The sequence below is a fragment of the Ktedonospora formicarum genome, assembly GCF_016587355.1.
In the GTDB taxonomy this organism is placed as follows: Bacteria; Chloroflexota; Ktedonobacteria; order Ktedonobacterales; family Ktedonobacteraceae; genus Ktedonobacter; species Ktedonobacter formicarum.
Map to the genome: position 1 here is coordinate 3,615,606 of NZ_BNJF01000001.1, position 24,434 is coordinate 3,640,039.

The window sequence follows — 24,434 nt, forward strand, 5'->3', positions numbered from 1 at the left end:
TTTGATGAAGAAGTTATGTCCGTTTTACGAACATCGTTGTCTTTACATTGGATTGTTCCTGGCTCTTCTTGCGGTTAGACTATGGCTATAGTTTGAACAGCACATGATGTGCTCTACGACAAGGAGGTTTTTGGTATGCTTACACAGGAACAATTGGCGTTCTATAATGACAACGGTTACATTCTGGTCAAAGGTTTGCTCTCAAAGGAGGAGGCGGCGGCGTACCGTCAGGAATGCCATGAGCTGGCGGATCGGCTGGCGAAGCAGCGCGACATCGAAGCGACCTGGGGGAGTGCTCGCGACGCTATAATGGCGACTGATACTAAAATCTTGCATTGCCATGATGTGCAGTTTTATGGGGCTTCGTTTGGTCGTCTAATTCTTGATGAGCGGATTACGGGTGTCGCATCCGACATTATCGGTAGCCCAAACGTGCAATTGCACCATACGAAAATGTTTATCAAACCGCCTGAAAAAGGGTCTCCCTTCCCCATGCATCAGGATCATCCCTTCTTTCCACACACGAACCATAGTATGATCGCGGCAATAGTCCACTTTGATGATGCGCCATTGGAGAAGGGTTGTGTCCGTGTGGTGCCAGGTAGCCATAAGCTCGGTCCGATCCAGCATAATCCAGAGGGAAGCTGGCATCTTCCATTTGATGAGTACCCCTTGAAGCCTCCAAGCCCTGTGCTGCCGAGGCTGGAGACGTGCTCTTCTTCAGCTATTTGACCATTCACGGATCAGGCGTTAACGTAAGTAGCGAGGCGCGCACAACTGTACTCATTCAGATGCGTGATCCCGCTGATGCTCCCTCAATAGATACTCATAAGTCGCGAGGGCAGGGGATGATCTTGCGGGGTATTGATCCTCTAACCGTCCAGCAGTAGTCGATTTGAAGCGAGGAGGCCCGTTCTGGATAGTGTGATATCACGCCAGCATTTTGCTGATCTTGCTCACCTCACGTTTTCCGTAAGTCTGGGTAACTTTCAGTGTGAGATTGTGGGATGGGGATTTATTGAGCCGCGCTGGTGGCGTAATTACATGCATACACATTCCTTCTTTGAGGTCTGCTATGCGTACCAGGGTCAGGGCCTCTTCCATTTTGGTGGAACAAACTATACAGTTCGCGCAGGCGATGTCTTTATCGCAAAACCAGGCGTAGCGCATGAAATCATCTCATCCACAGAGGACCCGCTGGGCATCTATTTCTGGTCATATACGCTTTGCGAGCAAGAAGAGAAGGGAGATGGGCCTATCTCAAAGATAGATGCTCTGCTGCGAGCATATCTGACCTCGCCATCTGTGGTCAGCGACCATACCCCATCGATGCTGCGTACGCTTGAACTCTTAACTGAGGAAGGTATACACCGTGAGCCTGGTTATGTTCAGGTTGTTCAGGGACTTGTTGTGAAGTTGTTGCTAGACACTGCGCGTGCTATTGTTGATCCAGGCATGCTGGGTGGGTCTCCCATTCCGCCCGCTTATAGCCCAGAGGAGATCGTAACTCAGACGATCAAACGCTACCTGAGCGATAATTATGCGCGTGCAATTACCATGCGTGATCTGGCGTCTCAGGTCCATCTGAGTGAGCGCCACACCGCGCGCCTCTTTCGCAAGGTCACGGGCGATTCAATTATGCATTATCTGACTCAGATGCGGTTGATGAAGGCCTCGCAACTGCTTCGGGATCGGCAGGCTACGTTGTCAATCAAAGAGATTGCTCAGTCCTGTGGTTACCCCGATGTGCGTTATTTTACGACACTCTTCCATCAGAGAACGGGTTTGACCCCTGCCCTCTTTCGCCAACAGGGAGGAGTAAGCGGAGCCGCGCTTCTCACGCATACGTTAGTGCCTGGGCATTAGGTATAGATAACCTCGTTGCCGTTCTTTCTAGGCTTGACCCCGTGGCAGGGCTTATGTTACTATGGATGTATGAGCTATCCAATTGCTGACCAGATTAACTACACACTGGTCTCATGTCCTCCAGGTAAATATCAGTCGCATGATATTGCCGCATAAGCCTGGCGCTTCTGCTTATGCGGCGGAATAGTGGCGCTGTCACCGGGGTATGCCTGCCATTTCTTCAAATGGGCACGCGTAGCCTCAGCTCTTCTATGGTGTGCTGCTTTTCCTCCCCTCATTTTCATCGTAAGCTCATTGTGTGCGCTCCCTTTTTCTCTGCATAGGTTGCTTTATGCTGCCAGGTATTCCTCATCTGCTTGTCGTTCTGTTTTTCTCAGAAACATCTAGTTTTGTGTTTGCAAGGAGAAAGAATACCTATGTTACTGGCAAATCTCTCAAAAGTCCGTAAGGATTATGGTGGCAACCTCGTCTTCCGTGATATAGACCTTGAAGTGCTCGAACGTGAGCGTATTGGTCTAGTGGGAGAGAATGGGAGCGGTAAGACAACGCTCTTTAAACTTCTCGCTGGCCTGGAGCAGCCTACGGCGGGCACCATTTCGCGCAAGCGTAATCTGACCATTGGCTATCTCTATCAGGAGATTGAGGCAAGTCAGTTAGAACTGAGCGTGTATGATGTGGTTGCCGCTAGTAGCCCTGAACTGCAAACCCTCGCTGAACGCATGAAGCGTTTGGAGGTGCGAATGTCCGATCCTGCACTGGCTGATGATCCTGATGTTATGGAGCGTGTCCTCACAGAATATAGCACGGTTCAGGAACGCTATGAAGCGCTGGGAGGCTATTCCATTGGGCATCGAGTCGAGGGCGTGCTCTGTGGCTTAGGGTTTGGTCTGCATGAACATCGGTTACCGGTCAAGTCCTTTAGCGGGGGCGAGAAGAAGTTGATTAACTTAGCGCGTATCCTGCTCCAAATGCCGGACCTGCTGCTGCTGGATGAGCCCGATAACCACCTTGATCTGCGTGCCAAAGCCTGGTTAGAGCAATATATCCGTGACTATCCTGGCACCGTCATTATCATCTCACACGACCGCCATCTGCTAGATCACTCCGTCACCAAAATTTATGAAATGGAGGACGGGGAGATATCGGTCTTTGTGGGCAACTATAGCGCTTATGTTGCCGAGCGTGAGCAGCGCTTGCAACGCTTGCAGGAGCAGTACACACTACAACAGACCGAGATTCGCCGTCTGAAGCATAGCATGCACCGCCTCAAAGAATGGGCCAAGATGAATCCCAAGTTCGCGGGGCGTGCCGAGTATATGGCGAAGCGCGTTGAGAAACTCAAGCAGGAAGCTGTCGATAAGCCTATCCTTGAACGAGATCGGATCAAGGTCGCGTTGGACACTGAGCGTAGCGGCAAGCGCGTGCTTGAGGTCAAACAGCTGAGCAAGGAAATTGGGGAAAGAGTGCTCTTTGAGCCATTCGACTTCACTGTTCTTTATGGAGAGCGTATTGGTATTGTAGGCGCGAATGGAGCGGGAAAAACTACCTTGCTACGCACGATGATGGACCTCTTACCCGCCACGACAGGTACGGTGAAGATTGGACCAAGCGTCGTCACTGGCTATTACTCCCAGGAACAGGAGACGTTACCATTTGAGAGCACGCCTCTAGATTTTGTACGCCGCCTGAAGAAGTTTACCGAGGGGCAGGCAATCGCTTTCCTTAGTCGTTTTCTCCTCTCGATAGAAGAGGTGCGTACGCCTATCGCCCACCTGAGTGGGGGACAGAAGAGTCGCCTTCAAATCGCGCGCTTGATGTTGCAGGAGGCAAACTTCCTGTTGTTGGACGAGCCGACAAACAACCTTGACATCGCCTCAACTGAGGTGTTGGAGGAGGCTCTCCTCGACTTCGAGGGCACAATGCTCATGGTCTCACATGACCGCTACTTTCTGGATAACATTGCCACGAAGATCCTTGAAATCGGTTCCGATGCGAAGGTCCGTGTCTATCCAGGGAACTACGCTTACTATGTTGAGAAGAGCGCTGGTTAGTGATCTTTCACAAGCATATGAGGTGATGTCGTGCAGCCTCATATGCTTGTTTACTGTTCATGGAAGTATCATTGATGCGTCCGATATGGCATACTGTAAGTAGTTGCTAACGAGTTCTTGAGATACAAGAGCGTTGATGAGGTGAAGAAGATGGGCTATGAACTTCTAGAGGTAGGGTATGCTGAGGGATATGCCACTATTACGCTGAATAATCCCAGACGACGCAACGCACTTTCGCTGGCGTGCATGCAGGAGTTGACCGCTGCCTTGCGCGAAGTGGGCGAGAGTTCCGCGCGTGGCGTGATCCTTGCCGCAAATGGTCCGGCTTTTAGCGCGGGGCATGACTTCGCCGACATGGCGGAGGGCGATCTGGAGATGATGCGTAAGTTGCTGCGTACCTGTACCACAATGATGAACACTGTACAGGAGATACCACAGCCAGTACTGGCGCGTGTCCACGCCATCGCCACGGCGGCAGGTTGCCAACTGGTCGCGACCTGTGACCTGGCAGTTGCCTCGACTGAGGCATCTTTCGCCACGCCGGGCGGCAAAGGCGGATGGTTCTGCACAACACCAATGGTCGCGCTTAGCCGTAACATTGGGCGCAAGCGTGCGCTAGAGATGCTGCTCACTGGCGATCCCATTGATGCGCAAACGGCAGCCGATTGGGGCCTGATCAACCATGTTGTCGCACCTGAGCGCCTGGAAGAAGAGGCCATGCGCCTGTTGAGTGCGGCAACGCGTGGTAGTTTCCTCTCCAAGGAGCTTGGCAAACAGGCGTTTTATGCTCAGATCGAGATGCCGCAACCCTTAGCCTATGCATATGCAATGGAAGTGATGGCGGCGGCATCACAGATCCCAGATGCACGCGAGGGGATGCGGGCTTTCCTGGAGAAGCGTAAGCCTCAGTTTGAGGAGCGTCCCTGAACTGGTCGCAAGAGCTACGCGACCTCGAAGTGAGGGCGTAGGCGCTTGCGTGTGAAAGAGAGTGATGCTCGCAATCGGTTCTCGTCGGTTTTATCATAAGGCCAGCGAATAGCCTCAATATCTTTCCCGGCGAGCTTAAAGCCACGTGTTAGCGCATGCAAGTCGTCGGTGCGCTCTTTGAGTGAGCAGAGCATCGCCTGCTGCTGGCGCTGTGGCAGATGCATGACGAGCGCGACCAATTTGCGCATCTGCTCAGCTAGTGCTTCTTTCTGCTCATAGAGATGAACTGGATCGTGAGTGATTTCGCCCTGCGTGAGCGGATTGAATTCCTGCGTCATTTCATTATGTTCATCAACGGGCAGAGGCAAGACATCTTTGCGCTGGCGTAGGCGATTGATAGCCTCGTTATGAGCGATACGGCGGATATAGGCCCGGAGATTATCGACGTGTGTCTTTCTTAGCGTCTTCCAGAGCTTGATACGCGTCATCTGCGCTATCTCATCGATCTCCATGTCAAGTACGTCGGGAGGCGTATGAGCGCGAGCCACTACCTGACGTGCAAGGGTGACGATGAAGCTATCATAGTTCGCCAAAATGCATTCGATCTCATCGGTGTTGAGGTCTCCTGAAGAAGCGTCAGGGATATTCACGGTGGACATACTTTTCTCCTTAGCCATCCTAGCGCCTGCGGCATCTTTGAGTTATGGATATGTGATGGTCATAGCATGCACCGTGACCACCACATATCTGTGACTCCGGCGAGCCACCGCAGGTGGTGAGGAGTTCTTCAGAACTATAAGTTCCTTTGTTTTAAGGATACAGTGTTGAGAGTGTGCTGAGAACCGTGCTTATGGGACATTATTGGGACATAGAGAGGACATTTAGCCTCTATGGGATGGTGTGATATGAGTATGTGCTATTTCGCATAGAAACGCTATGAGATGCGTCACAGTAGGAAAGGCAATGTATGAGTGACATGGCTTCCTGGGAGCGGCCCGTGTCCCTACCTGACTTGCAGCAAGAGGAGGTACATGTTTGGCGGGTGCGTCTGCCGCTGCGAGCGGAGGGCTATGAGGTTTTGTGGGGCTTATTGATGGAGGAGGAGCGGGAGAAGGTCAACCGCTTTCGTTTTGAGAAGGATCGTCGGCTCGCGGTCGCGGCGCGTGGTGTTTTGCGACAATTGCTCAGTTTATATACCCAGGGTCCTGTGGACCTGAGCTACAACCAATATGGCAAACCATACCTTCCTGGCTCTCTTCTCCAGTTTAATGTCGCGCATTCGGGTGAGGTTGTCTTGCTGGCATTTACTTTGGTTGGACTGGTGGGTGTGGACGTTGAGTATATGCGTAATCAAGTGGAGTTCGTGGATCTTGCAAAGCACTTTTTCGCGCCCCGCGAGGTAGAGATGCTTATGGAACTCCCTTCCAGGTTGCGTGCTCAAGGCTTCTATAATTGCTGGAGTCGCAAGGAGGCCTATATCAAAGCTTGTGGATTAGGTCTCGCGCTCCCGCTAGATTCCTTCGTGGTCTCGCTCTCTCCCGATGAGCCTGCTACGCTCCTCTTGTCACATGAGGGCGCGATGTCCGACTGGTCACTATTCGCTCTTGAGGCAGGTCATGAGTACGCGGGGGCGCTCGCCGTTCGCCACAAAGGGCACAAGTGTATGCTGAGGTGCTTTGATTGGCAAGAAGAATGGTTGCCAGCCTGAGGAGGAGCATAAGAAGAGAAGTCGATAGATGTTCAGGTACTGGAGGAGCCACATTTGTGTCGTGTGGCTCCTCTTTACGTCTTAATGTTTGGTAACCGGGTGGGGCTATGCTGATTGCGTTAATCATCATAGTGCGACATATTGGTTATCCTTTCGATTATGTTTGTGCTTCCCTGCTCTTGAAGCGAACAAAAATATGCTGTGCTTCGGAGAGCGCGTCGTTAGCACTACAGGAGGTGATTACGTATGTGCGCTACGGACGATGGATGGTGTTGAGCGATGTGGACCATCTATTCCTTCTAGTTATACAGGAGGGAGGGTGGTGGATGTGGCCTTTTCTTCTGCCTTCTCATTCGACGGAGTGTAGAGTGAGATTTCGTGTCACGCCTCCTCTTGCGACTGTGACCGTGCGTGCACACGTTATGACATCGTCGATTTCGTGGATGTATGTAAGGCGAGTGGCTAGGAGGGCCTGAGTGGTGGCATGCGAGCCTCGTATGCTATCATCCATGTATGAAAGAGATGAATTGGTTTACATATATTAAAGCCGCTACTGAGCGGCTGGTTGCGATACGCGGCATTAGCCCGAGCGAAGAGGAAAACCTTGTTGCTAGCAAAATCCTGGAGCTGCTGTACGAGGATGGGATTGAGGCATTGTACACGGCGAGCGGTTTTGATCCTATCGCGAACGATCCCTATGGGCGGAAGAATGTGTATGCTTTCTTGCGTGGTCAGCGGGCGGAGACGCTCATCCTCCTGGGCCACTTCGATACCGTCGATACCGCTGATTATGGTGATCTTGAGTCCCTCTCGCTTGATCCAGGCGCGCTAGCTCTGCATATAGATGAATTACTCGCGCCTGGCACACGCCTGGAGGGTGAGCGAAGCAACTGGCTATTTGGGCGCGGCGCAGGCGACATGAAGAGTGGTGTCGCCGTGAATATCGCTCTCATGAGGCATCTCGCCGAGCGCTCGCGGAGTGAGGCCCTTCCATTCTCGGTCCTGCTCATCGCGACAGCGGATGAGGAGAACGAATCAGCGGGTGTTCTCCAGGCGGTGCACTTCCTGACGCGCTGGCGTGAGGAGCGGCAATTACACTATCTGGGCGTGCTCAATACAGATTATGCCTCAGCGCTCTATCCAGGTGATCCACATCGCTATATCTATGCAGGCACGGTGGGGAAACTGTTGCCAAGTTTTCTCTGTATCGGGCGGGAATCGCATGTAGGCGCGCCCTTTGGCGGTCTGGATGCGAATCTGCTGGCGGCTGAGTTGATACGCGATTTCAGCATGAATGACGCTTTAAGCGATAGCGGCAAAGGGCAGACTACTGTACCCCCGGTTACACTGCACTCCACAGACTTGAAGCAGCAATACGATGTACAGCTCCCCTTCGCCGCCTATTTCTATTTAAACGTTCTTACCCTGACCAGCAGCCCGGCAGAGCTCTTACAACGCCTACGCGAGCGTAGTGAACTGATTTTGGAGCAACTCTTGCGGCGGGTGGAAGATACGGAGAGGCGCTGGCGGCGTGCCACAGGGTTGCCGGACGAGGTAGAGGCACGGAAGGGGTGCGTGCTCAGCTATGCTGAACTGTACGCGGACGTAGTGGCGCAACTGGGAGAAGAGAGCGTACATGAGGAATTGGAGCAGACCTGGCAGAAGCTGCCAGTTAGGCTCGACAAGCGAGAGCGCTCACTTCAGCTTGTGCGGCGTCTCTGGTCATTGAGTCGGCGACGTGGTCCAGCGGTCGTCATCTACTACGCGCCCCCATACTATCCGCATGTGCCGGAGAGTGAAGGGCTATTGGCGGAGGCAGTACGTGCCGTTGTCGAGGCGCATCCCGAACAACACCTGATCCAGCGTGAGTTCTTCCCCTTGCTCTCCGACATAAGCTATCTCCAGCTTGACGCAAATATGGATATCGCGGCCCTGACCGCTAACATGCCAGTCTGGCAGGACGCTGAAGAAGAGCCATCACGTCCGGGAGCCTATAGCTTGCCTTTAAGCTTGATCCAGCAGTTACAACTGCCAGTCTTCAACTGGGGTGTGCATGGACGTGGAGCGCACCAGCGCGATGAGGCGGTGCAGATGCCATATTCCTTTGAAGTGCTTCCCCAATTGCTTGCCGAGGTATTTCAGGCACTGGAGGAACGGCTACGATAAGCACTGAATAACTTTTTCGAACACCATTCAACTAATGAATGGTGTTCGAAAAAAATAACGCAGCATAGGTCAAATAAAGGGCGATTAGCGGGATTGCCCATTCGCGAGAAGTTGACCAGTAGCACGCTTGCGCGCGACACGTTTGGCAGTCATAGCCATGATGCCGCCAGCAGTGGTGATGAGAGCGAAGACGATAAAGAGAATGGACCCCAGAGAGAGAGCGACAGAAGCCTGCATTTGAGCGGGATACACGTCTTTAATACGCAGTATAACCAGGAAATAGGTCCAAAGGAAGAGGATCAGGCTGAGTGCTCCAAGGGTCGTAAGCGCCTCCCCGATCCAACGCATGTTGCCAGTGCCAGGTTGTTCGGATTTAGGGCTGCGAGCGAAGGCAACGAGCGCGACTATGATAGCGGCAAGCAGTAGTAGTACACTTAGCCAGATAATGCCTAATGGTAGAGTAAACCAGGAGCCTGCAGTTGTGAAATCACTGGCTTTGATGGCGAGACTATGCTTGATATCGTTATTGCCAAGGGTGTAATCGATAGATCCGTAGGGAAAGATGACGAAAGCAAGCACCGCGACGAGTGCGCCGATTGCTGCTGTAAGATATCCACGTGAATCTGATCGTCCGAGCATAAAAGCAACGGTCCTTTCTTATGTGCCTGAGTTTTATGTGTGCGTAGCGATGGTGAGCAAATAAGGCATGTGACTAGATGCACTTAGGCTTATAGGGGCTTGATGTCTGCCCTGATGCTTGTTTGCCTCTGAACTCTTATTATATGGGAGGTGCGCGAAAAGTTCAAACGCACTAGCAGCTCCTCTCGAGAATTACGTCGATGTGACGTTGTATGGTACAGAAAATATTGCTGTGATACAATGTGCTCGGTTATGCATAAATATAATTCTATGCTGGTGGTCCTGGCTATTGGGGCTCTATGTGGTGCGTGTTAGATAGATATATGCGTACGAGTTGGAAGGAGATACTATGCCAGTTCGAGGATACCTTCGTTATCCACATATCTTTCGGGATCAGATTGTGTTTGTGGCTGAAGATGATTTATGGGTCGTAGGTGACGAGGGAGGGCGCGCCGAGCGCTGGACGGCAGGAGTGGGTGAGGTTAGTCATCCCCGTTTCTCTCCTGATGGGAAATACCTTGCCTTTGTGGGTGAAGAGGAGGGACCGAGTGAGGTTTATGTGATGCCTGCTACGGGTGAGCCGGCGCATCGTCTAACCTTCCAAGGAGCGGGCTGCCGCGTGCTTGGCTGGACACCAGATAGCAAGGAGATTCTCTATGCCAGCAATGCTGAGCAGTTTACACCGCGCTTTCAGGGAATATTCGCCGTTAGGATAGAAGGCGGCTTACCACGCGCGCTTCCGTATGGGATGGCGAATGCTATTTCATATGGTCCTGAAGGCGGTGTGGTGCTGGGACGTAATATCCGAGAGCCAGCGCGCTGGAAACGCTATCGTGGTGGAACTGTTGGGCATCTCTGGTGCGACACAGAAGGCAGCGGCACCTTCAAGCGTTTGTTAGCCCTGGATGGGAATATCTCCGATCCCTGCTGGGTTGGGGAGCGTATTTATTTCCTGTCTGACCATGAGGGCGTTGGCAATGTCTACTCTTGCACGCCCACTGGCGAAGATGTGCGCAGACACACCGCACACGAAGACTTCTATGCACGCAATATGTCCAGCGATGGTCAGCGGCTAGTCTATCACGCGGGCGCGGAACTATACCTGTTCAATCCGAGCGAGGAGAGAGCCACTACGCATCAGGTGCCTGTGGAGCTTGCGAGTGTGCGCACCCAGAGAAATCGCAAGTTTGTCTCGGCGAGCAGCTATCTTGACACCTACGCCCTCCATCCCCAGGGACATGCAGCGGCTTTTACCGCGCGCGGCAAAGCCTTCACGATGGGTAATTGGGAAGGCCCTGTCCTGCAACATGGTGAACTGGACGGGGTACGTTACCGCTTCCTCGAATGGCTCAATGATGGCAAGCGGCTGGTGGCGATCTGTGATGCGCCCGGAAGAGAGACTCTGGTCATTTTTAATCCAGAGGAAGCGAGCGAGCCCAAGCTCTTACATGAGGCTGAGTTCGGGCGTGTGGTCTCTCTGGCGGTCTCGCCAACCGATGACGTTGTTGCTATCGCCAATCACCGCCAGGAGCTAGTAGTTGTAGATCTGGAGAGCGGCACGACGCGCGTGCTGGACCAGAGTAAATATACGCGCATCCTGGGATTTGACTGGTCTCCAGATGGTAAGTGGTTGGCATATGGCTTCGCCATTTCGGGGCAGAAGACGGCTATCAAGCTTTGTGAGGTAGAGAGCGGAGAGACACACCAGGTAACGAATCCCATTCTGGAAGACTCGCGCCCGGCGTTTGATCCTGAGGGTAAATTCCTGTACTTTATTGGGCACCGCCACTTCACACCGCAATATGATGGGCACCAGTTTGAGTACAGCTTCCCACGCGGCTCTAAGCCCTATGCCATCATGCTCAAGAGCGATCAAAAGTCGCCGTTCATTCCTGAGCCCAAGACCCCAGGCGAGAAAGATTCCGTACCAGCGCTCAAGTCAGAGGCGAACGGAAGTGCGAAGGAGGATGAGGAGAGCAAGGTTGATGGCGAGACAAATGACGAGAAGGATGATGAGAAGACGCCAATCACCATCGATCTGGATGGTATCAGAGACCGTGTTCTGCCCTTCCCGGTAGGCGAAGGACGCTATGTCGCCGTGCGTGGTATCAAGGGGAAAGCGCTCATCTTCTCACTCCCATTTGAGAACACAGTTCCGGATGAGCCTGATCACGCGCACCCGAAGGGTCTCGTTGAGACATATGATTTCGAGACCTATAAAACTGAGCGCCTGTTAGATGGTATCAGTAGCTTTGATCTCTCGCGTGACGCTAAGACGCTGATATACCGTGCGCACCATCGCTTGCGCGTGTTAAAGGCTGGAGAGAAGCCGAAGGGCGAGAATGGAGGCACGAACCGCGAGACTGGCTGGCTGGACCTCAGTCGGATTAAACTCTCGGTACAGCCTGCCGCCGAGTGGCGACAGATGTTCACAGAAGCCTGGCGCTTGCAGAGCGAGCAGTTCTGGACCGCTGATATGTCTGGTCTTGACTGGCAGGCCGTCTATGAACAGTATCTCCCACTTGTCGAGCGCGTAGGATCGCGCTCAGAACTCTCTGACCTGTTCTGGGAGCTTCAGGGTGAACTGGGAACCTCACATTCGTATGAGATGGGGGAGAATATCGCAAGCGCCCCCACTACTCACAAGGGCACCTGGGTCTTGACTGGTCCTATGATGACGAAAAGCAGCGCTACCGGATCGCGAACATCATCAAAGGTGATCCAGCGAACAGGCGTGAGACTTCGCCACTCACTCTCCCAGGATTGGATGTCGCGGCAGGTGATGCCGTACTCGCGATTAATGGGCAGCGCCTGAGCCTGGAACGTACTCCGCAAGAACTACTGGTCAATCAGGCGCGCCAGGAGGTGCAACTCACCATCGAGGACGCCGAGACCCAGGAGACACGCAACGTCACCGTCAAAGCCCTGGGGAGCGAGTGGCCCGCGCGCTACCGCGAGTGGGTTGAGGAGAATCGGCGCAAGGTACATGAACTCTCTGATGGGAAAGTTGGTTATATCCACATTCCGGACATGGGGACACATGGCTTCTCGGAGTTCCATCGCGGCTTCCTGGCAGAGTACGACTATCCCGCGCTGTTAGTCGATGTGCGTTGGAATGGCGGGGGCAATGTCTCCGGTCTCCTACTGGAGAAGCTAGCGCGGCGGCGTGTCGGTTATGACTTCTCGCGCTGGGGACAGCCGGAGCCATATCCACAAGAATCGCCACGCGGCCCCATGGTCGCGCTCACGAATGAGCAGGCTGGTTCAGATGGCGATATCTTCAGCCATAGCTTTAAGCTCATGGGATTGGGACCACTGCTCGGAAAGCGTACCTGGGGTGGCGTAATCGGGATTCATCCCCGGCATCGGCTGGTCGATAACACTGTTACCACACAGCCAGAGTTTTCTTTCTGGTTCAAGGATGTCGGTTGGAATGTCGAGAACTATGGTACTGATCCCGATATCGAGGTCGACATCGCGCCTCAGGATTATGTGCGCCATGAAGACCCACAGCTAGAGCGGGCTGTGAAAGAAGCGTTACGCCTGGTTAAAGAGGTGGAGACGCTAGAGCCCGAGCCGGGTGAGCGACCACGCTTAAGCCGTCTATTGCGAAGTGAAGAGAATTTGAAGTAATCGCTTAATAAGAGAACCTGCAAATACAAGAAGAGGATGCCTCCTGCTCATGAACAGAGGGTATCCTCTTCTTGCTTGTAATCCATATATCATAGTATGCGTGTTGTATTATATAAGTTGCTCTTGTGTTTGGAAGAATAAATGCATCTAAAGTTGCTTGAGATTCCTAAATAACACGGAGAATGATATTATTGCGGACCTGGCATGTGGTACACTGTGAAAAGCACTCTTTAACTCTGCCTGCTCGTATTTACGGTCAGGGAAAGCGAAAAGGCGAAGCCTCTGGAGAGCATTCTCTGGAGCATCTATTCGGCGCGTGTTGTCATGCTTGACTGGTACGTGATACGATTAGAGCATAGCTCATATCATTGCTCGTCAGCTATATATATAGCGTGTAACCGTGTCGCATTCTCAGGCATTGCCAGCACATTGTCGACGCGCTGAATAGATGCTTGCCTCACCTTATAAGCATGTCAGTTGTAGCGCAGAAAGGGGGCGTACACTGGCTTGAAGGGCCTGTTATGGCAAAGCGTTGCTCACAGCAAGCAGCCATGCTCAGACATATCAATAGCCAGATAGAAGAATGCGTTTTTAATCCCTAGTTTATGTGTCAACACATGTTCTTATTGCTCATATTCCTACTTTTTATGCGAAAACTTGAGCATTCTTATTGCCATGAATATCAACTGTTCATGCAAGACGTTGGCGTTAGTCGCGACCCTCATGTGGGGCACGACAGCAACGTTAGTTTTCGTATAAGACTCTAGTGTAGCAGCAAGATGGGCATCCTTTGCCCCTTGCCAGGAAGCATTAAACCTTGAGTAAACGTATTTCATTCTCAACGATTGAGATTCCAAACTGGGTTGAGCTGCTTCAGTGGAGAGCCGAGCAGCAACCCGAGAAAAGGATCTATTCTTTTCTGGCCGATGGAGAAATAGAGAAAGAGCATTATACACATGCTCAACTCGATCTCTATGCCCGTTCAATTGGCTCCCTTCTACAGGAGCGAACCGTAAGTGGAGAACGTGCCCTCCTAATCTATCCCTCGGGCTTAGAATTCGTTGCAGCATTCTTTGGTTGTTTATATAGTGGAATTATTGCTGTTCCTGTGTACCCTCCATCTGCCACCCGCTCGGATCGAACACTCACAAAATTCCGAGTTATCGCACAGAACGTCCAACCCACCATCATTTTGACTACTACTGCTCTCTCAGGCAGAGTACAGGGCCTGCTGGCCCAATCACCGGAGCTACAAGCTATCCCTGTCGTAGCGACTGATACGCTATCCACTGAGAACGCGCGGCAGTGGGTAAAGCCAGATATCACAGGCGATACCCTCGCATTCTTGCAGTATACCTCTGGCTCAACCGGGACACCGAAAGGGGTTATGGTCACTCACCGTAACCTGCTAGAGAACTCCAGGTTGGTTGAGGGATATTGCCAGCATCCAGACGATGCTCATGGCGTCATCTGGCTCCCGCTCTATCATGACCTGGGGTTGATTGGTGGTGTCTTGCAGCCGCTCTATGCTGGCTATGAATCGACCATCATGCCGCCAGCCGCATTCTTGCAACGGCCTATTCGCTGGTTGCAGGCTGCTTCAAAATACCATGCGACCATCAGCGGTGGACCGAACTTCGCATATGACCTATGTACGCGCAAGATTACCGAGGAGCAAAAGGCCACACTCGATCTGAGCCATTGGGAGATTGTTGCCAACGGCGCCGAGCCTGTACGAGCGGACACTATGGAGCGCTTTGCCGATGCCTTTGCCTCCACCGGCTTCCGTCGCAACTATTTCTATCCCTGTTATGGTTTGGCGGAGTATACCCTGGTCATGTCCGCCGGACGTAAGGGCGTGTACCCGCTTGTGCATACCTTCTCGGGGCAGGCTTTGGAGCACAATGAAGTTCGAGTGGCAAAGGAGGAAGAGACCAATAGCCGTACGCTGGTGAGCATCGGCGCAGGATTGCCTGGTCAGCGTATCCTGATCGTTGATCCAGAGACGCTGACGGAAGTGCCAGTGGGGCGGATTGGTGAGATCTGGGCGGCTGGACCAAGTGTAGCGCAAGGGTACTGGCAGCGTCCCGAGGAGAGCGAACAGATTTTCCGCGCCAATCTTGCCAATGGTGAAGGCCCCTTTCTGCGTACCGGGGACCTGGGTTTCCTTTACGAGGGCGAACTCTTTATCACTGGTCGCTTGAAGGACCTGATTATTATCCGAGGGCGAAATCATTATCCGCAGGACATTGAGCTGACTGCCGAGAAAAGCCACCCCGCAATCCGTTCGAGTGGTAGCGCGGTCTTCGCGCTAGAAGCGGAGGGTGAGGAGCGCTTAATCGTAGTTGCCGAGATTGAGCGGCAGTACCTCAAGAAGGACCCGCAGGAGATCTTCACAGCCTTGCGACAGGCCATTGCCGAGGAGCATGAGCTACAGGTCTACAGCATAGTCTTGCTCAAGACTGGTACGCTACCCAAGACCTCAAGCGGTAAGGTTCAGCGGCGAGGTACCCGAGATGGCCTGTTGAACGACGAATTGGATATAGTAGCTCGTTGGGTCCTGGAGGTCGCCCCAGAGGAGATTCCAGCGAATGAGGTGGAGCCTGCGCAAGAGGTGGAATCTGTCACTGCGCCCACGAAGAGCGTTGCCGAGGTAAGAGCCTGGCTCATTCAGCAGATCGCGGCTCAGCTCAAAGTACGCCCGGAAGCTGTGGACACGCGAGCACCCTTCGCGCAGTATGGTATGGACTCGCTGACTGCGGTGACCCTCTCTACCGACCTGGAAGACTGGTTAGAGCGTGAGCTTCCGCCCACGCTTGTCTATGACTACCCTAATATTGAGACCCTGGCGCGCTATCTTGCCAACGAGAAGTCGCCGAATGAGATATATTCCCTATCTGAGGCGAGCATGCCAACTGATGAACCGATAGCGGTGATCGGGTTAGGTTGTCGCTTCCCAGGCGCGGACGGCCCAGATGCCTTCTGGCAGCTTCTACGAGATGGAGTGGATGGTATCTCTGAGGTGCCTTCCTCCCGTTGGAGCCTGGATGAGTACTACGCGCCTGAGCGCACTCCAGGTAAGATGAACACACGCTGGGGTGGCTTCCTTCAGGATGTAGACAAGTTTGATCCTTACTTCTTCGGTATCTCGCCACGTGAGGCCGCTGGTATGGACCCGCAACAGCGTATTCTGCTGGAAGTCGCCTGGGAGGCCCTCGAAAACGCGGGTATACCCGCAGAACGGCTCGCAGGCAAGTCAGCGGGTGTCTTTGTTGGGGTCAGCAGCAATGATTATTCGTATTTGCAGTATGGTGATACGAGTCGCCTCGATGCCTACTCTGGCACTGGAAACGCGAATAGCATCGTTGCCAATCGCCTCTCTTACTTGCTGGACCTACGCGGTCCCAGTATGGCGATCGATACGGCCTGTTCTTCCTCGTTGGTGGCAGTCCATTTAGCCTGCCAGAATATTCGCAATGGCGAATGCGAAGTGGCACTGGCGGCAGGCGTCAACCTGATTCTGACGCCCGATTTAACCATCACCTTCTCGCAGGCGCACATGATGTCGGAGTATGGTCGCTGCCGTACCTTTGATAACGCCGCTGATGGGTATGTGCGTGGCGAGGGCTGCGGTGTTGTGGTGCTCAAGCCACTCTCCGCTGCACAGCGAGATGGTGATACTGTGCTCGCGCTCATTCGTGGTTCAGCAGTCAACCAGGATGGTCGCAGCAATGGCCTTACCGCGCCCAACGGGCCTTCACAGGAAGCAGTGATTCGGCAGGCGTTACGTAAAGCCGGAGTGCTGCCGCATCAGATCGACTACGTTGAAACGCACGGGTCGAGTACTCCACTAGGAGATCCTATTGAGGTTGACGCGCTTAAGGCTGTGCTGATGGAGCAGAGGGAAGGCGATCAGTCTTGTGTGCTGGGATCGGTCAAGACAAACATTGGACACCTGGAAGCGGCGGCGGGCATCGCGGGTCTGATCAAGACTGTTCTGAGTCTGCAACATAGTGAGATCCCACCACACCTGCATTTCCAGCAGCTAAACGAGCATATCTCCTTTGAAGACACCACGTTTGTTATTCCAAGGGAACGGATGCCCTGGCCCGAGGGGAAGCGCCACCTGGCGGGTGTCAGCGCCTTTGGCTTTGGTGGTACAAACGTGCATGTGGTGCTGGAAGGGGGTTCGGAGGTCCCGGTCTCTGAACACACGGTTGAGCGAGAGACGCATATCCTGGCGCTCTCGGCACGTAGTGAACAGGGGGTAAAGGAGCTAGCCAGACGCTATGTACGCTATCTAGATTCCACCCCCACTGCCTTGCTTGCAGACATCTGCTATACGGCTGGAACAGGCCGCACTCACTTCGCGTACCGTCAGGCATTGATTAGCTCCTCACTGGAGGAGCTACGCACGCAATTGAATGCCTTGAGCGCTGGAGAAGTGGTGGCGGATAGCGCTAGTGGGCGCGTGCCTCAGGGGGAACGCGCTCGCATAGCCTTCCTCTTTACTGGTCAGGGATCGCAGTATATTGGCATGGCGCGGCAACTCTTTGAGACACAACCAGTCTTCCGAGAAGCGATGGAACGCTGCGAGCAGATTTTGAGCCGCTATCTCTCACAACCATTGCTCTCTGTCATCTATCCAGGAGAAGGTACAAGCTCGCCGCTGGACGAGACGGCTTTTACGCAGCCCGCGCTCTTCGCTTTAGAATATGCGCTGGCCGAATTGTGGCGCTCCTGGGGTGTAGAGCCTGACATCGTACTTGGTCATAGCGTTGGCGAGTATGTCGCGGCCTGTGTCGCTGGCGCTTTAAGTCTGGAAGATGGACTAAAGCTCATCGCTACGCGGGGACGCCTGATGCAAGAACTTCCTGAGCGTGGTGAGATGATTGTGGTCTTTGCCTCACCAGAGGAGGTTGAGCGCTACCTTGAACCATACCGGGAACAGGTTGCAATCGCGGCGGTCAATGGACCAGCCAATACTGTCCTCTCCGGGCGCGCGGAGGCCATACAAAGCATCGTGGGACGCATGAAGGCAGATGGGCTGAATACACACCCCATGGTAGTTTCGCATGCCTTCCACTCTCCACTTATGGAACCCATGCTGGATGCCTTCGAGCACGTCGCGAGCGAGATCCAGGTGAAACCACTACGTCTCCCGCTGGTGAGCAATGTCACAGGGGTGCTGATGCCAGTGGGCGAGATGCTGGACGCGAGCTATTGGCGAGAGCACGTGCGCTCTGGTGTGCGCTTCTATGAGGGAATGCAGACGCTGGTAGCGCAGGGATACACGCTCTTCCTTGAGTTGGGACCCAACCCGGTGTTGACAAATATGGGCAAGCGTTGTCTGCCAGAGGTTGCGGCGACCTGGCTAACCTCATTGCGCAAGGCGCAGGATGACCAGCGTATGCTCGCGCAGAGCGTGGCAGTGCTTTACACTCAGGGCGTAAACATCGACTGGAAGGCTTTCTCGGGAGAGAGTTCGTCAAGTCGTGTAGCGCTACCTACTTACCCCTTTGAACGTGAGCGTTACTGGCTTGATGCTCCTGCCCTTCCCATTGCTGCGCCGCAACCGCTTGTGGCACTAGACGAGGGGCATCCACTTCTGCGCTCGCACACTGAATTGGTCTATCCAACCGGGATGCATATCTGGGAGATCATTCTAGATAAACATCGTTTGCCATTCCTTAGTGGGCATCGCATTCAGGGAGCTATGGCGGTGCCAGTTTCGCTTTATATCGAGATGGTACAAGCCGCTGCTATTGAAGCCTATGGCATAGGGGAACATGCCCTGGCTGAGATTGAGCTTCGGAAACTGCTGATTGTGCCTGAGCAGGGGGAGCAGAAGGTACAGGTAATTCTGGCCACTGGTATGGAGGGAGAAACCACATTCCACATCTATAGCCATGCAACCGGTCACCCTGAGCAGCCGCGCTCTGACTGGTCGCTGCATGCGACGGGTAAGATTCAGTTCGAGGCTGAGCGAGTGGTTGCTGTGAATAGGTAAGCAGATAGGAAGGATGGATCTTCCTTCTTGTTGAAGGATAGATAGGCAGCTATGGACAGACTGAAACAGAACCAGGGCATAACATTTGGCCTGATCTTTTTCGCCAGCAGTGAAACCGCCCACGACCGCGATATCTACCGTCTGGTTTTAGAAAGCACAAAGTACGCGGATAGGCATAACTTTTCGTCGGTGTGGATTCCCGAACGGCATTTCACTCGCGATGGCTGGATGTATCCTAATCCGGCGGTCTTGCAGGCCGCGCTGGCGCGTGAGACCCAACAGATTCAACTGCGCGCGGGTAGTGTTGTGCTACCCCTGCACAGCCCCTTGCGGGTGGCGGAGGAGTGGGCGATGGTCGACAACCTCTCAAATGGGCGAGTTGGTGTCTCCATTGCTTCGGGGTGGCACCCCAACGACTTCGCGCTCTATCCCGATCACTACGAGAAGCGTAGTGAGATCATGGATGAGGGCATTGAGACACTACGCAAACTCTGGCGTGGCGAGACGGTGCAAGTTAAGAGTGGCGACGGGAGCATGGTCGACGTGCGAACGTATCCGCCGCCAATCCAGCGCGAGATTCCTATCTGGGTCACTGCCGCTGGTAATCCCAAAACCTTCGCGAAGGCGGGAGCCATCGGAGCCAATCTGCTGACGCATATGTATAACCAGAGCGTCGAAGAACTGGGCGAGAAGCTCAAGATCTATCGCGAAGCTCGCGCTGAGCATGGCTACGATCCCGCAACTGGCAATGTCTCGGTAATGTTGCACACCTTTATTGCCGAGAGTCAACAGGCCGTCATTGAGCAGGCCCAGGGACCATTTTGCGACTATCTACGCTCGGCGGCATACCTGTTGAACGCCGTGGCTTATAGTCGGGGACAGAAGGTCGACCTCTCTACGCTCTCAGAGACCGACGTTGAGGAGTATTTAAAGTTCGTCTTCGAGCGTATGATCTCAACGCAACGTGTGCTCTTCGGCACGCCTGAGAGTTGTCTGCCTCTGGTGCGCCAGTTGCAGGCGGTCGGCGTCAATGAGATTGCTTGTCAGCTTGATTTTGGTTTGGAGACAGATGTGGTAATGGCGAACATGCCACACCTCAACCGTCTGCGTGAACTAAGCGAAGAGATTGCTCCTCCTGAGCCACCACGCTCCACCACTCCCGTTGATCTTACCTCTTTTCAGAGTAATGGTTACCAGTCCGAGCCCTCGAATAGGGTACAGAATGGGCAGGCTAAGCCAGAGGCAAATAGTTTGAAGGCAGTGCAAGAGCGTTGCCAAGAGGAGATCTCGCCTGATGCCTTCTATGAGCGCCTGACCCAGCATGGTATCGAGCTTGATGCCGATTATCGCAGCATCCGGCAGCTCTGGCGGGGTGATGGCGAGGCGCTGGCACGCGTCAGCCTTTCACCCGTTTTTGAGCGTGAACGTGAGCGCTATCAGGTTCACCCCACGCTGCTTGACTCCTGCTTGCAAGTGGTATCGGCTGCCCTCTCGGAGTCCTTTGGTGCGGGTAATGACGTGCTTTATCTGCCGGTTGGGCTTAACAGTTTTAAGCTCCATGAGCGGCCCGGTAAGGTCGTCTGGAGTCACGCCACGTTAGAGCAGCACATTAGCCAGAGCATGACACAGCTTGAGGGGCATGTACGCATCTTTAGTGAAGATGGTCGCTTGCTTATCGAGGCAATGGGAATTCAGTTGCAGAGTTCGGCTTCGGTTGCCTCAGAGCCACCTACACCAGCCGCTGTGCTGGCTCCCTGGTTGTATGAGTTGCGCTGGGAACGAGCGCATAGCGTGGCAGCGGCGGGGAACGCATGGCCCCAGGAGCGCTCTGGTAGCTGGCTGATCTTCGCGGATCGTCAGGGTGTGGGGCCGCACCTGGCCCAACTCCTACGCGCAAGTGGGCAGCAATGCGCGCTTGTCCAGCCGGGAGAGCGCTATGGCGAGCTTGGCTCGGGTCGTTATCAGGTTAGCCCTTCGCAGGTTGGTGAGATCCAGCACGTCATTCAGCGTGTGCGGGAGGCGTATAACGCGCCTGTGCGCGGTGTTGTGCATCTCTGGAGTCTCGATGCGACGTCAACTGAGCAAACCACAACAAACTCACTTGAGCATGATCTGGTGGTGAGCGCGCATTCGGCTCTGGGGGTGATTCAAGCTCTAGCGCAGGAGGGCGAAACTCAACCGCCGCGCCTGTGGCTGGTAACGCGTGATGCACAACCTGTTACCTCTGACCAATCCTCGTTGGCGGTCGCGCAAGCTCCGCTCTGGGGCCTGGGGCGTACTATCTCAATGGAGCATCCCGAGATCTCGGGTGCGCTCGTAGACTTGGCGGCTGGAGAGGAACGTGAGGTTTGCGCACAGCAGCTTTATGACGTTCTGCGTGACACAAGTCCTGAAGATCAGCTGGCGTTTCGTGAAGGTGAGCGCTATGTCGCGCGTATGATGCGTAGCCAGGACCTTGCCGAGCGCGAGTTGCACGTACGCCCCCAGGGAAGTTACCTTGTGACTGGTGGTCTGTGGGGACTGGGCTTTGAGGTCGCGCGCTGGCTCGCGCGCAAGGGCGCACGTCACTTGATCCTTGCCGGGCGTACATCTGTTCCCCTCGCTCTGAGTGGGAGCACATACCCGCTGGCGAGCGCATGGCTGATTTGATACGTGGCCTACGGGAGTTAGAGTCTGAAGGTGTTACTGTACGCTGTGTTCAGCTCGATGTAACCAATGAAGAGCAGATGCGTGCCTTCCTGGCTGAGCATATGCGGCAAGGGCATCCTCCCATCAAGGGAATTATGCATGCCGCCTCTGTATGGCAGGATGAGCGAGGGCAGGCGCTGGTCAAACCACTGATCAATCTGGATAGTGATGCGCTCAGTGCTGTCTTCCGTCCCAAAATCATCGGTAGCTGGCTGCTGCATACACTCTTCCAGGAGAGTCGCCTGGACTTCTTTGTTGCCTTCTCCTCCGGGGCTTCGCTTTTCGGCTCAGCCGCGCAGGGCAATTACGCGGCGGCGGGGGCCTTCATGGATAGCCTGGCACATTACCAGCGTGCTCAGGGGCAACCTGCCATCAGTATTGATTGGGGTGCCGTCTCTGAGATTGGTTTTGGCGCGACCGCTGATGGTCTGCGTGTCCACGAATACTGGGAGGATCACGGTATCCAGCGCATCACGCCGCGCGACGTATTGGCTGCACTCGACCTGCTGATTCCGCAACAGGTCGCGCAGATTGGTGTGCTCAAACTCGACTGGCAGAAGTTACGCGATTTCTATCCGCAGATTGTGAGCCTGCCACTGGTCTCTTACCTGCTGGAAGGAACCACTACCAGCGAGAGCGAAGCCCAGAACTCCCAGTCCTTCTTCAGCGAAAGCGCGACCACGATCACACATGCCGTGGGAAGTGAGCGTCTGCCTCTCATGGAGCAGTATCTTAGTCAGCAGGTTGCAGGAGTGCTACGTGTGCCGGTCGAGCGCATCGACCTGGACCAGCCACTCACGACATTAGGTCTCGACTCACTGATGGCTATTGAGCTGAAGAATCGCATTGAGCAGGAATTGCAGGTGCGTATTCCCATTGTGACTTTTTTGCAGGGACCAAGTATCAGGCAGCTTGCTACGCAACTGCTAGAGCAGTTACCGGAGGCGACCCCCGATCCAGCCCCCGAGCCTGATCTCAGCCAGATGGGCGCGGAGCAACTGCTCACTCAACTCGATCAGCTCTCGGACCAGGATGTCGATGCTTTGTTGCAACAGATGCTTACAGAGCAGCAGCAAGGTCAAACGTCCGATACAAAGAGCATGATTAGCGCTGAAGAGGCGCAACAGCTCTTATCACAACTTGACCAATTACCCGAAGAAGACATAGACTCCTTGCTCAAGCAGATTGTACAGGGAGAGGAATAACCAATATGACTGACGCGTCCAAAAAACTAGCCGATCTTACTCCCGAACAGAAGCGGGCGCTCTTAGAGCGCCTGCTACGCGAGAAGGCAGGCGCAAAAGCGGAACCGGAGTTTGCCCCTCTATCACAGGGGCAGCGGGCGCTCTGGTTCCTCCATCGTCTTGCTCCTCAAAGCTCTGCTTATAACCTGCTGTATTCCGCACGCATCCAGGCGGTACTGGACATCCCAGCCTTGCAGGCTGCCTTCCAGACCCTGGTACGGCGCTACCCGATTCTGACCGCCACCTACTCACTGCGAGATGGTGAGCCGGTGCATGTCTTTCGCCAGCAGCAGGAGATAAGCATCGAGCGTATTGATGCCACCGCCTGGAGCGAAGAGGCGCTCAAGCAACGTCTCGTCGAGGAGGGCAATCAGCCCTTCAATCTTGAGCAAGGGCCAATGATGCGCATCCAGCTCTATCGGTGCTCGGACCAGGAGCATGTGCTCGCCCTCATCGTCCATCATATTTCCCTGGACTTCTGGTCGCTCGATATCCTGGTTGATGAACTGTACCTGCTCTACGCTGCTCGCGTCTCTGGCTCCAATGTGGCGCTTCCTGCCTCTGGGTCGTTTAGCGAGTATGTACGCTGGCAGAGCGAGCTTATAGGCGGACCCGAGGGGGATCGCTCCTGGTCGTATTGGCGAGAGAAGCTCGCGGGTAATCTTCCGCTGCTCAATCTGCCGTTTGACCGCCCTCGTCCTCCTGTACAGACCTATCAAGGCTCTGTACATAGCGTTTCTTTTTCCCCAGAACTGACCGCAAGCTTGCGAGACCTGGCACGCTCAGAGAAAGTTACCCTCTTCACTGTTGTGTTGACGGCCTTCAAGATCCTGCTATCCCGTTATAGTCACCAGGATGATGTATTGGTGGGCACGCCCATGCTTGGGCGTACACGTACAGATCTGGAGAAGATCGTTGGTTACCTTGTTAACCCGGTCGCGCTACGCACAAGTTTGGAGGGCAACCCGGGCTTTCGGGAACTGTTGAATCGTGTTCGTGTGACCGTTAGCGAGGCGCTTGAACACCAGGACTATCCCTTTGCGGCAATTGTTGAGCGCTTGCAGCCTAAAAGAGATCCAAGCTACTCGCCCATCTTTCAATCCCTCTTTATCTGGGATCGCCCACGAGTTCGTGACGAGAGCAATCTGGCCTTGCTCAGCCAAAACGGTCAAAATGGACTCAATGGCGCTAATGGTCAGCACTCATCCATGCCCGCGCTCAAGCTTGAACCATATGTGATGGGACAGCAGGGCGCATCCTTTGACCTGACTTTGACCATCTTTGAGATGAATGGCGGACTCTCAGCCGACTTCCGCTATAACGTGGATCTCTTCGATGCCTCGACTATCGAGCGTATGGGACAACATCTGCTCACCCTGCTAGAAGGGATTGTGAAGCAGCCAGAGCAGGATATTCTGCGTTTACCTCTGTTAACCGAGGGGAGCGAGGACTCATCCTCGAAGAGTGGAATGCTACCGAGGCTTCCTATCCTGAGCAGGTAA

15 protein-coding genes are annotated in these 24,434 nt (G+C 54.1%); 13 read left to right on the forward strand and 2 right to left on the reverse strand.

Annotation, left to right across the window (positions count from 1 at the left end; translation table 11 throughout):
• Positions 1-135: 135 nt before the first annotated feature.
• The 5 genes from K3T82_RS15530 to K3T82_RS15550 all read left to right on the forward strand — a co-directional run bounded on the left by K3T82_RS15530 (position 136) and on the right by K3T82_RS15550 (position 4,844).
• Positions 136-732, forward strand: coding sequence for a phytanoyl-CoA dioxygenase family protein (locus K3T82_RS15530; RefSeq protein WP_220194348.1), 597 nt, complete (start codon positions 136-138; stop codon positions 730-732).
• Positions 711-890 carry a hypothetical protein gene (locus K3T82_RS49100; RefSeq protein ID WP_220194349.1) on the forward strand — a complete coding sequence of 60 codons (180 nt, stop codon included), beginning with the start codon at positions 711-713 and terminating at the stop codon, positions 888-890. The genes K3T82_RS15530 and K3T82_RS49100 overlap by 22 nt, the downstream gene beginning before the upstream one ends.
• Before the next feature lie 154 nt (positions 891-1,044).
• Positions 1,045-1,866 carry a helix-turn-helix domain-containing protein gene (locus K3T82_RS15540; RefSeq protein WP_220194350.1) on the forward strand — a complete coding sequence of 274 codons (822 nt, stop codon included), beginning with the start codon at positions 1,045-1,047 and terminating at the stop codon, positions 1,864-1,866.
• A 416-nt stretch (positions 1,867-2,282) separates the two neighbouring features.
• A complete protein-coding gene (gene abc-f / locus K3T82_RS15545) occupies positions 2,283-3,917 on the forward strand; it encodes a ribosomal protection-like ABC-F family protein (RefSeq protein WP_220194351.1) in 1,635 nt (544 codons plus the stop codon).
• 150 nt (positions 3,918-4,067) lie between these two features.
• The gene (locus tag K3T82_RS15550) at positions 4,068-4,844 is read left to right on the forward strand and encodes an enoyl-CoA hydratase (protein ID WP_220194352.1); all 777 of its coding nucleotides are present in this window, start codon (positions 4,068-4,070) and stop codon (positions 4,842-4,844) included.
• A gap of 14 nt (positions 4,845-4,858) precedes the next feature.
• On the opposite strand, the gene K3T82_RS15555 is transcribed toward K3T82_RS15550, so the two are convergent.
• A complete protein-coding gene (locus K3T82_RS15555) occupies positions 4,859-5,503 on the reverse strand; it encodes an RNA polymerase sigma factor (RefSeq protein ID WP_220194353.1) in 645 nt (214 codons plus the stop codon).
• Between the two features lie 308 nt (positions 5,504-5,811).
• Between K3T82_RS15555 and K3T82_RS15560 the strand changes: the two genes are divergently transcribed.
• Positions 5,812-6,552 (forward strand): 4'-phosphopantetheinyl transferase family protein, encoded by a 741-nt coding sequence (locus tag K3T82_RS15560; protein ID WP_220194354.1) that lies wholly within the window; start codon positions 5,812-5,814, stop codon positions 6,550-6,552.
• 522 nt (positions 6,553-7,074) lie between these two features.
• Positions 7,075-8,718, forward strand: a complete 1,644-nt coding sequence (locus tag K3T82_RS15565; RefSeq protein ID WP_220194355.1) for a M20/M25/M40 family metallo-hydrolase — start codon at positions 7,075-7,077, stop codon at positions 8,716-8,718.
• Positions 8,719-8,802: 84 nt separating this feature from the next.
• On the opposite strand, the gene K3T82_RS15570 is transcribed toward K3T82_RS15565, so the two are convergent.
• On the reverse strand, positions 8,803-9,357 hold the full coding sequence (locus K3T82_RS15570; protein WP_220194356.1) for a hypothetical protein: 555 nt from the start codon (positions 9,355-9,357) through the stop codon (positions 8,803-8,805).
• A 349-nt stretch (positions 9,358-9,706) separates the two neighbouring features.
• Here K3T82_RS15570 and K3T82_RS15575 point away from each other — a divergent pair, with 349 nt between their 5' ends.
• The 6 genes from K3T82_RS15575 (at position 9,707) to K3T82_RS15595 (ending at position 24,434) form a co-directional block, all read left to right on the forward strand.
• On the forward strand, positions 9,707-12,172 hold the full coding sequence (locus K3T82_RS15575) for a S41 family peptidase (RefSeq protein WP_236031167.1): 2,466 nt from the start codon (positions 9,707-9,709) through the stop codon (positions 12,170-12,172).
• Positions 12,064-12,990, forward strand: coding sequence for a S41 family peptidase (locus tag K3T82_RS47725; protein ID WP_236031312.1), 927 nt, complete (start codon positions 12,064-12,066; stop codon positions 12,988-12,990). Before K3T82_RS15575 ends, K3T82_RS47725 begins: the two co-directional genes overlap by 109 nt.
• Before the next feature lie 817 nt (positions 12,991-13,807).
• Entirely contained in the window at positions 13,808-19,000 is a 5,193-nt protein-coding gene (locus tag K3T82_RS15580) for a type I polyketide synthase (protein WP_220194357.1), read from the forward strand.
• A gap of 51 nt (positions 19,001-19,051) precedes the next feature.
• On the forward strand, positions 19,052-21,649 hold the full coding sequence (locus tag K3T82_RS15585; protein WP_220194358.1) for a MupA/Atu3671 family FMN-dependent luciferase-like monooxygenase: 2,598 nt from the start codon (positions 19,052-19,054) through the stop codon (positions 21,647-21,649).
• Entirely contained in the window at positions 21,637-22,893 is a 1,257-nt protein-coding gene (locus tag K3T82_RS49105; RefSeq protein WP_220194359.1) for a beta-ketoacyl reductase, read from the forward strand. Before K3T82_RS15585 ends, K3T82_RS49105 begins: the two co-directional genes overlap by 13 nt.
• Before the next feature lie 5 nt (positions 22,894-22,898).
• Entirely contained in the window at positions 22,899-24,434 is a 1,536-nt protein-coding gene (locus K3T82_RS15595) for a condensation domain-containing protein (protein WP_220194360.1), read from the forward strand.